Origin of the sequence: Mesorhizobium sp. L2C066B000 (assembly GCF_000502335.1) — a bacterium.
Lineage (GTDB): Bacteria > Pseudomonadota > Alphaproteobacteria > Rhizobiales > Rhizobiaceae > Mesorhizobium.
Genome location: NZ_AYWZ01000025.1, coordinates 13,821 through 28,159 on the forward strand (window position 1 = coordinate 13,821; position 14,339 = coordinate 28,159).

12 protein-coding genes are annotated in these 14,339 nt (G+C 61.8%); 7 read left to right on the forward strand and 5 right to left on the reverse strand.

Annotation, left to right across the window (positions count from 1 at the left end):
* Positions 1-54: 54 nt before the first annotated feature.
* Together X733_RS0136100 and X733_RS137865 are read left to right on the forward strand one after the other, a co-directional pair.
* Positions 55-483, forward strand: coding sequence for a GFA family protein (locus X733_RS0136100; protein WP_050588073.1), 429 nt, complete (start codon positions 55-57; stop codon positions 481-483).
* Positions 484-530: 47 nt separating this feature from the next.
* Complete coding sequence (locus X733_RS137865; RefSeq protein WP_023820253.1) at positions 531-1,598, forward strand: M20/M25/M40 family metallo-hydrolase; 1,068 nt, start codon at positions 531-533, stop codon at positions 1,596-1,598.
* Between the two features lie 128 nt (positions 1,599-1,726).
* Here the strand turns inward: X733_RS137865 and X733_RS137860 are convergent, their stop codons facing one another.
* On the reverse strand, positions 1,727-2,551 hold the full coding sequence (locus X733_RS137860) for an SIR2 family protein (RefSeq protein WP_023707499.1): 825 nt from the start codon (positions 2,549-2,551) through the stop codon (positions 1,727-1,729).
* 913 nt (positions 2,552-3,464) lie between these two features.
* Here X733_RS137860 and X733_RS1000000169030 point away from each other — a divergent pair.
* Both X733_RS1000000169030 and X733_RS137855 read left to right on the forward strand, forming a co-directional pair.
* Positions 3,465-3,635, forward strand: coding sequence for a hypothetical protein (locus X733_RS1000000169030; RefSeq protein ID WP_023672674.1), 171 nt, complete (start codon positions 3,465-3,467; stop codon positions 3,633-3,635).
* 39 nt (positions 3,636-3,674) lie between these two features.
* Positions 3,675-4,172 (forward strand): hydrolase, encoded by a 498-nt coding sequence (locus tag X733_RS137855; RefSeq protein WP_023702861.1) that lies wholly within the window; start codon positions 3,675-3,677, stop codon positions 4,170-4,172.
* Between the two features lie 197 nt (positions 4,173-4,369).
* On the opposite strand, the gene X733_RS137850 is transcribed toward X733_RS137855, so the two are convergent.
* The 3 genes from X733_RS137850 to cphA are packed head-to-tail and all read right to left on the reverse strand — an operon-like array spanning position 4,370 to position 8,987.
* On the reverse strand, positions 4,370-5,194 hold the full coding sequence (locus tag X733_RS137850) for a cyanophycinase (protein WP_023693470.1): 825 nt from the start codon (positions 5,192-5,194) through the stop codon (positions 4,370-4,372).
* A complete protein-coding gene (locus tag X733_RS137845) occupies positions 5,191-6,090 on the reverse strand; it encodes an isoaspartyl peptidase/L-asparaginase family protein (RefSeq protein ID WP_023820255.1) in 900 nt (299 codons plus the stop codon). The genes X733_RS137850 and X733_RS137845 overlap by 4 nt, the downstream gene beginning before the upstream one ends.
* Complete coding sequence (cphA, locus tag X733_RS137840) at positions 6,090-8,987, reverse strand: cyanophycin synthetase (protein ID WP_245274550.1); 2,898 nt, start codon at positions 8,985-8,987, stop codon at positions 6,090-6,092. Before cphA ends, X733_RS137845 begins: the two co-directional genes overlap by 1 nt.
* 536 nt (positions 8,988-9,523) lie before the next feature.
* Between cphA and sdhD the strand changes: the two genes are divergently transcribed.
* Positions 9,524-9,913, forward strand: a complete 390-nt coding sequence (gene sdhD / locus X733_RS0136105) for a succinate dehydrogenase, hydrophobic membrane anchor protein (protein WP_027050929.1) — start codon at positions 9,524-9,526, stop codon at positions 9,911-9,913.
* A gap of 100 nt (positions 9,914-10,013) precedes the next feature.
* On the opposite strand, the gene ctaD is transcribed toward sdhD, so the two are convergent.
* Positions 10,014-11,672: a cytochrome c oxidase subunit I gene (gene ctaD / locus X733_RS137835; protein ID WP_023738737.1), complete on the reverse strand. Its 1,659-nt coding sequence runs from the start codon at positions 11,670-11,672 to the stop codon at positions 10,014-10,016.
* A 312-nt stretch (positions 11,673-11,984) separates the two neighbouring features.
* Between ctaD and X733_RS137830 the strand changes: the two genes are divergently transcribed.
* Together X733_RS137830 and X733_RS137825 are read left to right on the forward strand one after the other, a co-directional pair.
* Positions 11,985-12,812 carry a DUF2243 domain-containing protein gene (locus X733_RS137830; RefSeq protein ID WP_023696175.1) on the forward strand — a complete coding sequence of 276 codons (828 nt, stop codon included), beginning with the start codon at positions 11,985-11,987 and terminating at the stop codon, positions 12,810-12,812.
* 30 nt (positions 12,813-12,842) lie between these two features.
* The gene (locus X733_RS137825) at positions 12,843-14,219 is read left to right on the forward strand and encodes an NAD(P)/FAD-dependent oxidoreductase (protein ID WP_023820257.1); all 1,377 of its coding nucleotides are present in this window, start codon (positions 12,843-12,845) and stop codon (positions 14,217-14,219) included.
* Positions 14,220-14,339 lie beyond the last annotated feature (120 nt).

The following is a 14,339-nucleotide window of genomic DNA, read 5'->3' on the forward strand; positions in this document are numbered from 1 at the left end:
GAAACGGCAGAGCGGAGTCCAACACGTTTCCCCTCACTCATGTCGGCGGCGACCATGAACGACGAGGTTGACAAGATAGAGCGGACCGGCGGCTGTCTTTGCGGGTCTGTGAGGTATGTTGTTGCCGGCGCGCCGTTGCGCGTTGGCTTGTGTCATTGCCAGGATTGCAAGCGAACCAGCGGCAGCACCTACAGTGCCTTTGCCGTGTGGCCACGGTCGGCTTACCAGTGCAAGGGGGAGCTTGCGGCGTTCAACGGCAGAGGTTTTTGTCCGGCATGCGGGTCGCGCGTGGTGAATCTCCGCGACGACGAAGCCGAGATCATGATCGGCACTCTCGACGATGCGCCAAACGACCTTCTCCCGACATACGAGCTTTGGACCCCCCGGCGCGAAGCCTGGCTCCACAACCTGCCTTGGGCTGACCAATTCGCGGGCGATCGCACCGAAGAAGGCCAAAATTGGCGCGAAGCCCGACGAGTATGACCATGCTCGAATGGCCCTCCACCCCTTGAACCGTGAAAGTCAGCTTGATGCGCGATGAATCACTCAAGTTCTTGAAGGATATTGTGGCGACCCCGTCGCCGAGCGGCTTTGAGCAACCCGTAGCGGAGCTTTTCCGCGAGTATGTTCGTCCGTATGCCCACAGGTTGACGACGGACGTCATGGGCAATGTCACGGCGATCATCAATCCTGAGGCGTCTATGCGCTTCATGTATGCCGGGCACATGGATGAGGTCGGCTTCATCGTCCATTACATCGACGATGACGGCTTTCTTTTCTTCAGCACCATAGGTGGAACGGACGTTGCCACTGAAATCGGCCAGCGTGTCTGGGTGCACGGCAAGGAGCCGATCCTGGGCGTCGTGGGTCGCAAGGCAATCCAGACGTTCAAAGCCTCTGACACGTCTCAAACTCCCTCGCTGATGGAACTGTGGATCGATATCGGCGCGAGTTCGCGAGAGGAAGCGCTGAAGGTCGTAGAGGTCGGCAGCGCGGTCACTATCCATGGCGAGTTTGCAGCGCTCCAGGGCAACCTTGCTGTCGGACGAGCGTTCGACAACAAGGTCGGCCTCCTCATCGGCGCCGAGGTGCTGCGCTGCCTCTCTGAGGAGGGAGGCGTTCACCCCGGCGTGGGGCTCTATATCCTGGGTACGGTTCAAGAGGAAATCGGTTCCCGAGGCGCGATGACCTCGGCGTTCAATATCGCGCCTCGAACCGGCCTCGCAATCGATATGGGCGTGGCAATGGACTATCCGCGCGCTCGCGCCGAGGATCAGGGCAAACTGGACCTTGGGAAAGGGCCGGCAATCACTCAAGGCGCGAACACCAACCCGGTGGTGTTCAAACTGCTGAAGTCGGTGGCCGAGAAAGAGGGCCTACCTTATCAGCTTCAGGCGGTGGGCAGCTCAAGCCCTACCGACGCGCGTGTCATGCAGCAGAACCGCGGCGGCGTCGCAAGTGGGGTGCTGTCCGTGCCTTTGCGTTACATGCATACCCCGTCCGAAGTTGTTTGCCTGGATGATGTGCAAACGACGATTGACCTGGTTTGTGCATATTGCCGGCAATTGACGCCGGAGATCGACTTCACGCCAAGATGAGGCGGCGGGATTGATTGTGGAAGTCGTGGCTCCAACAGTCGCCGATCTGGCGCCTGTCGGCTACCGCCTGGTGCGTCGGTCACCGCGCACCTGAGAAAACCCGACTGCAGTCCACTGGGGAGCGCGCCTCAGGTCACCGCCACCGCTTCCACCAAACGCCTGAGGAAGTCCGTCAGACCGGCTTCAGGATCATCACCTGCGCCAACGAGCACCGAAATACCCCAGCGCCCAAGCACGGCCTCCTCCACAGGGTTGCGGCTGGGCATGAAGATGAACGAAGGGGGACGATCTTTCTCATATCCAGACCGGTGCCAGGTCTGCCAAAGCCGGTGCAACAGCAGCCGAATGTTTGGATCGGAGAGGCTATAGCCAATGAACAGGATCGTGCTGCCGAGAGCATCGGAACGAAAGCGGACATCAAGGGGAGAATTGAAGGACAGGCGGTCAAGATAGTCGGTTTCGGTGAGGACAAGGGAAGAGTCCTCGTCAAAGTCGCCGTGAAATTTCACGATGTGCGTTACGCCTCGACGGGCCTGCGCAACGTGCCGTGCGTTGGCCACTTTCACGTACTCTCGACCGTGGATTTCAAAAGCGAGTTCCAGGTTCCGGTCATAGTTCGTCGTATAGATGACGGGAAAATCGAGCGTCACGATGAGACGGTGCAATTCCGATTTCTCGATCCGTTCCTTGGCGACAGACCAGTTTCTGTCCATCCAACTGCGAAGTGGTCCGATGCTGCCATGCTTGATCCGATAGTATTCGGCCAAGGTCTGAAAACGATCGCGTCGCGTGGAAAATTCATCGTCGACGCCGAGCTCCTTTGCCATTCGCTCGATGAGCTTCTCCCAAGACGGAAGTCCGACGCTGATCGATACCCCCGCCCCCACAAACAAAATTGCGCTGCGATGACGAATTGCATTGGCGAGCGAATTTATAGGATCATCATCGTTCATGGATAGGTCCTCCGAAGCCACTCGCGTGGGCCGTACCTAAAGGTGCGTGCCCCGGTGCGGGGATCGTGGACGTGGCTCCCCAATTCGAGCCAGCGTGCCCCGCCGTCATCGACTAAATCGGATCGACCGTGCACCAGCCAGCCCAGACGGGGCGGTCTTTGCAGTCCTGCCGAGCCGCTTGCCACCCGAACTGAAGTAGCGGCCGCGAGGACACTGGCTGTGAACTGGAACCGGCGCTGTTGCGGTTTAATGGCCACGTTGATTCAGTTCTGCGCCAGCCATATTGCGCAAAACTCGATCGAGTTTCGCATTCACCAAGAGGTTGCGCCGCTTCGCGCCGATAAAGATGGCGAGAGAGTAAATCATTGTAAGAACAGAGATCATCGTCATTCCGGCCTAAACATCAGCGACCGGAGATGTTCCATGCGCCCGGAAATATTCCAGTGCAGGTGTTTTAAATCGCCGAAGCTACGCGCTCAATGCGCGGTTGGTTTCGTGTCCAGGGCGGACGAATTAGCGCAAGGCGGTATTCATCCTCCCACATCGGCGGCGGACTGAAGCGAAATGCTGGTTGTGTCCCCCAGGATGCAATGAAACGCCGATGCTTTGCATGCGCCCCGGAACAAATGCTCGCTTGCACAGTTCGAGCCATGCAGCGGTCGACCCCCGCGCTGCAAGATCGGTAGCCCGATCGCCCGCGCCGGCCCCTCCCACGGCGCGGGCTTTCGTTTGAATTCGCGCTGTCGGGGTTGGAGTCGCTCCGCCGTTGTCGCGAGCCGGCTGATATACGCGCTGTCCGGGGCTCGCGGGATGTCGGCGACATCGGCATTCGCGCAGTCCGGCAGGTCAGCCGATGCACGGGAACAACGCGGCACGGTGAAGGTTTGGTGGCCTCGGAAGGTGACAGAGAACAATGGGCAAAAAGCCCAAACAGCACGCAAAATCCACGGCGGATCGCGAAAAGGCGATCGAGGCGCTCTACTTCGCGCGCAAGTGCGGCCTTACGAAGGAAGAGGCACTCAAGATGCTCAGGGAAGCCCCGATCGGGATCGATGATGAAGCCGAAGAGCGCTCCGGCAGTTAGAGGCGACCGCCATTCGCGCGTCGCAGCCGGCCGCGGCGCATGATCTTCTTCACCTCCGATACGCATTTCAACGATCCGCGCATTCTGCGCCTCGACCGGCGTCCCTTCGCCTCGTTGGTCGAGCATGACCAGGCGCTGGTTGCGTTTTGGAACGAAACGGTTGGCCCGAACGACGAGGTCTGGCACCTCGGCGATTTCGCCAAGGGTCCAGCCGAGACCGTGTCTTCACTGCTGTCGTCTCTTAACGGATCCAAGCACCTGATAATTGGCAACAATGATGGCGCTGCCACCATTGGCGACCCGGCCTGGGCGAGCGTGCACCACTATATGGAGCTTCTTGTCGAGGGCAGCTTGCTGGTTCTGTGTCACTATCCTTTTCGCACCTGGAACCAGATCGGCAAGAGATCGGTAAACCTGCACGGTCATTCGCACGGTCGTCTGAAGCCGATGACGCGCCAGCATGATGTCGGCGTCGACGCATGGGGGTTTCGTCCGGTAACCTTTGCTGCCATTCAGGCCAGTCGCCGCCGGGGCTAGCCCGGCAGAACGCCGGGTGAGCGAAGGTCTTCAGCTTTGCGGGATTCGAGCCGACGAGAGGCCGTCTGTAATCCTGCCGGGCCCGCAACAACGCGACAATTCTGGTTGGGCGACTTCAAATAGGAGAACTGCTTCATATATGCGGTTTTCGCGGTACGCGGACCGCGCCGCACCATCAGCTTGAGTGTGGCGAAGTCTTACGGAAGCCCTACCGGCCGTCGCAGCGCGAGATCGAACCCGTCGCCTGAGCTCAGCACGTGAACCCTAAGATCATGGATGGAAAGGGCGGCATCAGGCTCACCTTCCGCGATGTTGGAATGCGTCACGCCGGCTGCATCGACCAGATAGACAGCGCCGCTGCCGATGACCTTGAACATCTCGCCCTTCACCACGATCGCGGTGTCTTCATCGATGCCGATGCCGAGGACGCGCGGGTTCTGCGACACCGCCCCGATGAGCCGCCCAATGCGGCCACGTTCCGCAAAGTGCTGGTCGATAATGACGTTCGGCAGCAGGCCCAGTCCCGGCGCCATGCGAATGTGGCCGATCCGAAAGGACGCTGCGTTCGGCCCCTTCACCATCATTGTGTCGCTCATGACCGACGCGCCCGCGGAGGTGCCGGCAATGACGCCTCCGGCTTCATAGATTTCGTGCACCCGCTCGTCGATGGGCGTGTCGCCGATCTGGCTGGTGATCCGGAGCTGGTCGCCGCCGGAGAAGAACACCGCACTCACGTCTGCGAGCGCACTTATTTTCTTTTCATGAGCTGCCTCGAGGCGGTCGTTGACGTAGAGCTCGATGACATCCTTGATGCCCAGCTCACCGAAGGACCTCTGATACTTCTCGAGATAGCCATCCGGCTCATGAGACGCGATGGTGGCAAGCACCAGGCGGCCGTTCGGAACCAGGCTCGCCACCTCCTTCAAGATGACACGATCGCCATCATGGTCCTCGTGGCCGCCGATGATGACGAGCGTTCCGGCTTTACCGTTCGAGGATCGTTTTTTCTTCTTGTCGGTCATTTGTCCACGTCTTTCTTGCGCAGGAAAACGTGTGGGTGGTTGTCCTCGCTGGTCATGAATGCGACTGCGAACTCCCTGCTGTTATGCGCCCATCCAGACACGCCGGTCGCGGTAAGCACGATGGCTCCGGCTTCGCCGCCGATCGCCTCGACTTCCTTGAGCGCGGGATTCAGCACCTGCTCCAGGCCGCCTTCAGCCTGCCCCGAGGACAATGCCTGCCGCGCCGAGAGTGCCTGCATGACACGGGCCGCGAGAGCCTTTCGCGCAATATGCTCACCGTCTCCCGAGAAGGCGACGGCTCCCAATTGGTTGTCGGCATAGTAGCCGCAACCGGGTTGCGGAGAATCCCCCACACGACCCGGAGCACTGCCGTCCAGTCCGCCGGTCGAAGTGCCCACGGCGATGTCCCCGTATTGATCCAGGGCAACCACACCGATCGTATCCTTCGCCTCAGACTTGCTGGAGGCCTCGCGCTGCTGCGGCGTGATCAAATCCGCCGGATCGCAAAGCTCCAGCTGCTTGTCGGCGGCGAAACGCCGGGCCCCCTCCGACGCCAGCAGGATCGGCTCCTCATGCAGCATGGCCTTGGCGACACTGATTGGATGGCGCACGCCCTTGATCACTGCGACGGCACCCACATTGAAGTCCCTGCCCTCCATCAGGCCAGCGCACATCTCGACCTCGCCGTCCGAATTGAGGGCACTTCCATATCCCGCATTGAACGTCGGGTCCGCCTCGAGGACGCGACCGGCAGCTTCCACGGCATCGACCGCCGTTCCGCCGCCGGCCAGGACGGCCCGACCTGCCTCGAGCGCCTCGATGCATCCGTTGCGATGCGCCTCCTCCTCTTGCGGATCGATCTCCTTGGCGCCGCCGTGCAGGATCAGCGACCACATCAGCCAGCCCTCAGATGGCGAATATGGGTCTGATCGGGCCCTCCCCTCGAAGGCGTCGCGCCTCCGAAGCCGGTTACCTGCCGCCACACGGCTTCAACGTCGTCGACGGTGAGCACGACAAGGTCGTTCTCCCGAGCAAGCCGGAGACACACGTCGACGGCCTCCTTCTCGGGACAGACGGCGTGTATGCGGCCTGGGGCGCAGCCGGCGTTCAAGGCACCTTCCCGCAGCAAGCCGGCGATCGCTCCGGGGGCTCGGCCGCGCAGCTCCTGCTCATCCTCCTTGAAGACGATGACATCGAATATCCGCGAAGCGATCGCGCCCATCTCGCGGATGTCGCAATCGCGGCGGTCGCCCGGTATGGCGACCAAGCCGATCGTGCGCTGATAGCCGCACCCCATGTGGGAAACGAGCTTTCCGAGCGCCTTCAGCCCCTCCGGATTGTGCGCATAGTCGACGATCGTGCGGAAACCATGCCCGTCGAAGACGTTGAGGCGACCGGGAGATTGCTCGAACGAGGTGCCAAACTCGGCCAGCGCCGCCCGGATCGTTGCCGCCGGAACGTCGTGGCAATGCGCCATGGCGACGGCTGCCAGGCTGTTAGCAACGTTGAATTCGGCCGAACCCTCGAAGGTCGCGGGAATTTCGTCGACGCTCATCAGGAACATCGATTCCCCATCCTCGTGGATGAAAATGTCCCAGCCGTCGCTGCTGGGCTCCCGCGTCACGGCGCGGCCGCCTTCCGCCAGGTGGCTGCGCAAGAAACCGGGCCACTCGCTCCTGCTCGCCAGCGAGAAGTAGCAGATCCTGCCGCCGGCATCGCGCGACATTGCGGACGTATGGACGTCGTCGGCATTAAGAATGCTCCATCCGCCGCGGCGGACGGACTCGACCACGACCGATTTCACGTCCGCCAGGTCCTCGATCGTGTCGATGCCCCTCAGCCCGAGATGATCGCCGTGGACGTTCAGCACCGCGCCAACATCGCATGCATCGAAGGCAAGCCCTTCGCGCAGGATGCCGCCGCGTGCACATTCCAGCACCGCGACATCGACACCCGGCTCGCGCAGCACGATCCTGGCGCTCTGCGGGCCTGAGCAATCGCCTGTGATGATTCGTTCGCCGTTCAGGTACACGCCGGTGGTCGAGGTGAGCCCGACGGTTGCGCCATTCGCCTGCAGGATGTGCGCCAGCATTCTGGCAGTGGTCGACTTGCCGTTGGTCCCGGTGATCGCGAAGATCGGAATCCGGCCGTCCTTGCCGCCTTTGAAGAGAAGATCGAGCACGGGCCGTGCGACGTTGCGGGCGCGCCCCGACGAGGGTTCGAGATGCATGCGGAAGCCAGGACCGGCATTCACCTCTATGATGCCGCCGCCGGTCTCGCTGACCGGCCGTGAGATGTCGGGACAGACGAAGTCGATCCCGGCAATGTCGAGACCGACGATCTGTGCCGCCCGCCTGGCGATCAGCGCGTTTTCGGGATGGATTTCTTCCGTCCGGTCGATCGCGGTCCCACCGGTGGAGAGATTGGCGGTGGGCCGCAAGAGCACCATTTGGCCCGGCGCTGGAACGCTCGCCAGGGCGAGCTGCGATTTTGACAGGAAATGCTCGACGCATTCGTCGATTTCGATGCGGGTCAATACCGAGGAATGGCCCTCTCCCCTCCGCGGGTCGCGGTTCGTCTCCTCGACGAGCTCGGCGACAGAACTCCGGCCATCGCCGACCACATGGGCCGGAACCCTCTCGGCAAGCGCCACCACCTTTCCGCCGATTACCAGGATCCTGTGATCCGAGCCGACGAAATGCTGCTCGACGATAACGCTGCGGCTGTGTTCTCGCGCCTGTTCGAAACCCCAGCGGACGTCGTCTTCTGTTGCCAGACCGATGTTGACGCCGCTTCCATGATTGCCATCGAGTGGTTTGGTGACCACGGGGTAGCCCAGCCGTGCGGCTGCCGCGACCGCGTCCTGCGCCGATCGCACCAGTTCCCCGCGTGGCACCGGTAGCCCGGCCTGTTGCAGCAGGAATTTGGTCAGGTCCTTGTCCGAGGCGATCTCGGTCGCAATCTCGGAAGTGAGGTCGCTGCAACTGGCGCGGATGCGCTTCTGATGCTTTCCGTGACCAAACAGCACGAGGCTGCTGTCGTCGATCCGCGCCGCGGGTATGCCTCGCCTCTCGGCCTCGCGCACCAAGGAAGCAGTCGTAGGCCCCAAGGCACGCTCCGCGGCCAGACGCTTGAGCTGCTGCAGCCTGGCTGCGAACTCGAATGGCCCCTGCGTTTCCGCAATGTCGCCGAGCCCCTCGACACCATGCAGATTGGCCGGCAGCAGGCTGTCCACCAGTTCTAGCGCGACGCGTCCGGCGAGCAGCCCGACAAGCTCATCCTTGTAGGCGAACATGACGTTATAAGTGCCGGGACTGCCTTTGACCGACCGTGTCTTTCCTCGTGTCACCCGGTGACCGAGCATGCTCTGCAGTTCCAGGGCGACATGCTCGACGACGTGGCCGAGCCAGGTTCCTTCCTGCATGCGGCGGACGAAGCCGCCGGCGGCGCCATAACTACAGCCATGGCCCGCAAGGCCGGGCAACAGTCGGACGATTTGTTCGGAAAACCCAGGCAGTTTGTCTGTCGGGAACGCCTCAAGTGCTCCGAGGTCGATCCGAATCTGGACCATTGGCGTCATGCTATAGAGGTGCGGCCCGCGAAACACGCGGGCGTCCACGACGCGGATAGGGCGAAAACGCGAGGCGCCCCGATGAATTTCTTTGTCCGACATAGTCCGTTTCTCCTGACTAACTCCGCAACATCCGGAGGATCGGTTAGTTCCCGGCCTTTCAGCCCAAATATTTTTGCAGGAGAGAGAAACAAAAGTGGCCGTTAACATATGTTGGCCCAAGAACACCCTCTGGTCATCTCGGCCACGTGCGGTCGCTGTTCTGAGGGCTACTTATCTCTCGGGACGAGGCGGGCCAGGCATTCGCTCCTCTTCACAAGCATTCGTCGGGCACACCGCGGCCGTTGAGCTAGTGCCCGGCTTTGCTCATGGCGACCCATTGTGCGGGTGCAGCACTGAGGCATTAATCTTCAGCACGCCTTCGGCACCCGGGAACATTTCCAGACGCGTCAGGTTTGGAACCATCCTTGCACCGGAACTACAGCCATGCAGAGTCGAAAATCGGTGAAGGCCGCGCTTGTCAAGGAGATCGACGCGGTCCGCCTTCGTATCTCGCTGCTTGAAAGCGAGTTATGCAGAGATGGCAGACCCAGGCAAATTGGATGGCGTTCAGGATACGAACTGAACGCCCACAAAGCCCGCCTTGCTCGACTGGAGACCGTGCTTGCCCACTATCCGTCGGCACCGGCGGCCCGGGCATCGAAACAGCAACAGCTTGAGTTGCGCGCAAGGCAACCAAGTAATTTTGGGGAAACGCCATGGCTGACAGACCCTCAATCAGAACTCCGCTAGCTCGAGTGCGGGGCCTTGGATCGGCGAAACACGGAACCGAAACGTTCATGCTGGAGCGGCTGACATCTGCTGCCCTGTTGATCCTTGTCATTTACATCGTCGCGGTCGTTATAATGCTGGTCGGTGAGCCTCGAGACGCCGTCCTCAGCGTCGTAGGATCGATCTATGTCGCGCCAGCCCTTATTGGCTTCATTCTCGTAAGCTGCGTTCACATGCGGCTTGGAATGCAATCGATTATCGAAGATTACTGCCATGCCACCGTGCTCAAATCGCTTCTTCTGATCGCCAATTGGTTATTCTGCTGGGCAGTCGCGCTCGCAAGCTTGTTCGCTGTGCTGTTAATCAGCTTCAGATAGCGATCCGGTTCCCTGCTGCAGCCAGCGTCTGCCACCGGCAGGCTGAAGTTCGCCTCAGCGGCGAACCGGGCTGGCTTGCGCAAAGGAGTTCGACCCGGCCTCATCTGATTTGCGGCAGCCTGTCCCATTGATGGAAAGGGGGTGGAGAGGTCAACTCCCACTCCAATGTGGTAGCTCCTGGCCCCCACGGGTTCATGCCGGCGGCTCTTCGCCGGTAGAAAGCTTCCAAGATGCCGAAGAGGAAAATCACGACACTCGCGGCCGACAGGTACGATCCATAAGAGGACACCATGTTCCAGCCGGCGAATGCGTCGGGATAGTCGACATAGCGACGCGGCATGCCAGCCAATCCAAGGAAGTGATGGGGGAAGAAGACGAGGTTCACGCCGACGAAGGTCGTCCAGAAATGGACCCCAGCCAGAAGCGGATTGTAGAGATATCCCGTCATTTTCGGAAACCAGTAATACCAGCCCGCGAAGATGCCGAAGATCGCTCCCAGTGAGAGTATGTAGTGGAAATGCGCGACGACGAAGTATGTGTCGTGCAGTTCACGGTCGAGGCCGGCATTTGCGAGTTGAACGCCCGTCACCCCGCCTACGGTGAACAGGAATATGAAGCCGAGGGCCCAGAGCATCGGCGTCCGCAGGCTGACCGAACCGCCCCACATGGTTGCAATCCAGGAGAACACTTTAATCCCGGTCGGCACTGCTATCACCATCGTGGCGAAGGTGAAGTAGCGCTGCGTGTCGAGGCCTATCCCGCTGGTGTACATATGGTGGGCCCAGACGACGAAGCCGATCACCCCGATCGCCACGATTGCGTAGACCATCCCGAGATACCCGAAGATCGGCTTTCGCGAGAAGGTCGAGATCACCTGGCTGACGATGCCGAACGCCGGCAGGATCATGATGTAGACTTCCGGGTGGCCGAAGAACCAGAAGAGATGCTGGTACAGCAGCGGGTCGCCTCCGCCGTCCGGCGCGAAGAACGTGGTTCCGAAATTGCGATCGGTCAGGAGCATGGTGATGGCGCCGGCCAGCACCGGCAGAGCCAGCAGCAGCAGGAAGGCGGTGATGAGGATCGACCACACGAACAGGGGCATCTTGTGCAGGGTCATCCCCGGCGCGCGCATGTTGAAGATGGTGGTGATGAAATTGATGGCACCCAGGATCGAGGAGGCGCCCGCAATGTGCAGAGACAGGATGACCAGATCCACGGCGGGACCGGGGTGGCCGGAGGTCGACAGGGGCGGGTACAGGAACCAGCCGGTCCCAGGGCCATAGCCGCCGGGGACGCTGGGCATGAAGATCGACAACAAAAGCAACATCAATGCCGGCGGCAGCAGCCAGAACGAGATGTTGTTCATGCGCGGGAAGGCCATGTCGGGGGCGCCGATCATGATCGGAACCATCCAGTTGGCGAAGCCGCCGATCAGGGCGGGCATCACAGTGTAGAAGATCATGATCAGCGCGTGGGCCGTGGTGAAGACGTTGTAAAGCTGCTTGCCGGCGTCGATCGCCGCGTCGCCCTGGTAACCGTAGATCATCGACGCCAGTCCGGGGAAAAACTGGATCCCGGGTTGCTGCAGCTCGATTCGCATGCTCACCGACAAGAGCATGCCGATCACCCCCGCGATGAAAGCGAAGACCAGATAGAGTGTGCCGATGTCCTTGTGGTTGGTCGAAAACAGCCATCGGGTGATGCCGCTCGGCTGTTGGCTGTCGAGACCGTCCGGATCTGCCGCCGTATATTCGTTCATGACCTTCTCCGCTTGAGCCGTCCGTCGCCAGCATCGAACCGTGCTGGAACTTGATTGTTCCCTCCACCGAACCGACAGCCAGGAACATTCCACGGAAGCCGCTGTTAGGTTCCGCGCGGCCGACCCTGCGCGGCTGAGGATCGACGTCCATGCTGGCGATAATTGCTGCGACCCTGGTTCTGACGACGGTGGTTGGTGGGCTGATATCCGCCTTCTGGCTCGAGGCGCGTCATGGTCTCCATGACCCCACGCCGCCGGACATGTCGGTGCCCAGGCAACTGAACGCCCCGGCCTGGAGCCGGTGGTCCTGACATGGACGCGATCACCGCGACACTCGACCCGAGAACGCGAGCCGGCTGGCTGCTGCTCGGCTTCGCGCTCGGCGGTTTCTTCGACGGCATCGTCCTGCATCAGATCCTGCAATGGCATCATCTTCTCTCGGGCGTCGCCGATCCGGTGGGTTCCGACCTGCGCTTCCAGATCATGGCCGACGGCCTCTTCCATCTTTTCATGTATGTGCTCGCCGTCGCCGGCACGGTGCTGCTGGTGGCCGCGAGGGCGGCCGGCGCGCGGCCCGGGACCACCACGGAGATCCTGCGGCTCGCCTTCGCCGGGTTCGGCGTCTGGCATGTCGTCGATGCCGTCGTGTTTCACTGGCTGCTGGGTCTGCACCGGATCAAGATGAACAGCGACTTGCCGCTCGCCTGGGATATTGCGTGGCTGGTCATCTTCGGCATCGTGCCGCTTGTGTTGGTGCTGGTGCTGCCCAACCGCGGCGGACCGGCACGCGGTGCTTCGGCAGCGCTTACCAGCATCGTCCTGCTCGCGGGATTGGCAGCCGGCGCCGGCCCGTTCTTCAACGGTGCCGCCAATTCCATCATCGTCTTTCGGGCCGGGATGGAACCGGCGGCGATGATGCGGGCCGTTGAAGTCGCCGACGCCCATCTCAAATGGGTCGACGCCAGCGGCACCATCTGGGCGGTCGACCGCGTCTCGTGGCGCGGGTTGGTATCCCTTCACGCGCGCGGCGCCCTTGTGGTCAGCACGACGCCTGTCATTGCCGGATGCCTCGCCTGGACCGATGCCGCCGGAATGAGCAGTAGCTCCAGCCAGCAGCGAGGCACTCCTGCCAGGCTATGACTTCCGGACAGGGATAGGGGAGTATCAAGCATGCGATTCGCCACCGAGAGCAGCCACGGCCGGAGCCTGACACCGCGCATCGTCGTGGTCGGCGGAGGCTTTGCCGGTCTGGAGGTTGCCAAGGCGCTCGGCAAGGCGGAAATCGGGGTGACGATCATCGACCGCCACAATCACCACCTGTTCCAGCCCTTGCTCTATCAGGTTGCAACCGCCGCCTTGTCGGCGCCTGACATCGCCGAGCCAATCCGCAAGATCCTGGGCCGCTATCCCTCGGTTCAGGTCCTCTTCGGCGATGTCACCGAGATCGTCACCGAAGCCAGGATACTGGTGCTGGCCGATGGGACCACGGTCCCCTACGACATCCTGGTCTTGGCCACCGGTTCGCAGCCATTCTATTTCGGCCAGGAGAGCTGGGCTCGGGTTTGTCCCGGCTTGAAGACCATCGAGGACGCGCGTACGATCCGGTCACGGCTGCTGCTATCGTTCGAGCACGCGGAACGGACCACCGATCCAGTCGAGCAATCCCGGCTGATGACGATCGCCATTATCGGCGGCGGCCCGACCGGTGTCGAACTGGCGGGCTCGATCGCCGAACTCAGCCGGCACACACTGGCGCGCGACTTCCGCAACATCCGGCCCGAGAAGACAAGGATCATACTGGTAGAAGCCGGCGAGCGTCTGCTCGCCGGATTCGCCCCGGAGCTTTCCAGATATGCACGTCTGCGCCTTGAAAGCCTGGGCGTCGAGGTCGCGCTCGGCAACCGGGTCGAGGCGATCGAAGCGCATCAGATCACCGTCGGCGGCCAGGTGATCCCGGTGGCCTTGACGCTCTGGGCCGCCGGGGTGGCGGCTTCTCCGCTGGTCGCCCAGCTTGGTGTCGGGCTCGACCGCGGCGGTCGGGTGAAGGTCGAATCCGACCTGCAGGTCGTCGGCCATCCCGATGTCTTCGCGCTTGGCGACGTCGCACTGGTCCTCGATGGGAACGGCCAGCCATTGCCAGGTCTTGCCCAGGTCGCCAAGCAGCAGGGCGAGCACCTCGGCATGGCACTGGCACGCCGGATAGATACTGGCGACACGCTGCCGGCTTTTGCCTTCAGCAATCGAGGCAACACGGCCATTGTCGGCCGCCACGCTGCCGTGTTCGAATCGGGCAGGCTGAAACTGAAAGGCTGGATCGCCTGGTCTGCCTGGGCGCTCATCCATGTTTATCTGCTCGTCGGTTTTCAGCACCGCGTCCAGGTCTCGATCCAGTGGCTCTGGCGCTACCTGACCTATGAGCGTGGCGCCCGGCTTATCGCCGAGGAACGAGTCGAACCGGGTTCAACATCGTCGCCGGGAGCGGCCCCGAGAGAGCCGCTGCCACCCAAGGCAGACCCTGCCCCGGCATTGCCCGCCCGCACTGACTAGATTGCCGGGTGCTCAGTTCGGAGATAGTGGCGATGCGGGGGTCAGCTCTGGATTCCGCCACGGCCCGGCGTCCCACGGCAGCCCGAACCTCGATAATCGAGGCGGGTGGTTCCCAGCTTG

Bases quoted from the DNA above. Each gene is read 5' to 3' on its own strand.
- X733_RS0136100 (WP_050588073.1), top strand. From the start codon at position 55: ATGAACGACGAGGTTGACAAGATAGAGCGGACCGGCGGCTGTCTTTGC.
- X733_RS137865 (WP_023820253.1), top strand. From the start codon at position 531: ATGCGCGATGAATCACTCAAGTTCTTGAAGGATATTGTGGCGACCCCG.
- X733_RS137860 (WP_023707499.1), bottom strand. From the start codon at position 2,551: ATGAACGATGATGATCCTATAAATTCGCTCGCCAATGCAATTCGTCAT.
- X733_RS1000000169030 (WP_023672674.1), top strand. From the start codon at position 3,465: ATGGGCAAAAAGCCCAAACAGCACGCAAAATCCACGGCGGATCGCGAA.
- X733_RS137855 (WP_023702861.1), top strand. From the start codon at position 3,675: ATGATCTTCTTCACCTCCGATACGCATTTCAACGATCCGCGCATTCTG.
- X733_RS137850 (WP_023693470.1), bottom strand. From the start codon at position 5,194: ATGACCGACAAGAAGAAAAAACGATCCTCGAACGGTAAAGCCGGAACG.
- X733_RS137845 (WP_023820255.1), bottom strand. From the start codon at position 6,090: ATGTGGTCGCTGATCCTGCACGGCGGCGCCAAGGAGATCGATCCGCAA.
- sdhD (WP_027050929.1), top strand. From the start codon at position 9,524: ATGGCTGACAGACCCTCAATCAGAACTCCGCTAGCTCGAGTGCGGGGC.
- ctaD (WP_023738737.1), bottom strand. From the start codon at position 11,672: ATGAACGAATATACGGCGGCAGATCCGGACGGTCTCGACAGCCAACAG.
- X733_RS137830 (WP_023696175.1), top strand. From the start codon at position 11,985: ATGGACGCGATCACCGCGACACTCGACCCGAGAACGCGAGCCGGCTGG.
- X733_RS137825 (WP_023820257.1), top strand. From the start codon at position 12,843: ATGCGATTCGCCACCGAGAGCAGCCACGGCCGGAGCCTGACACCGCGC.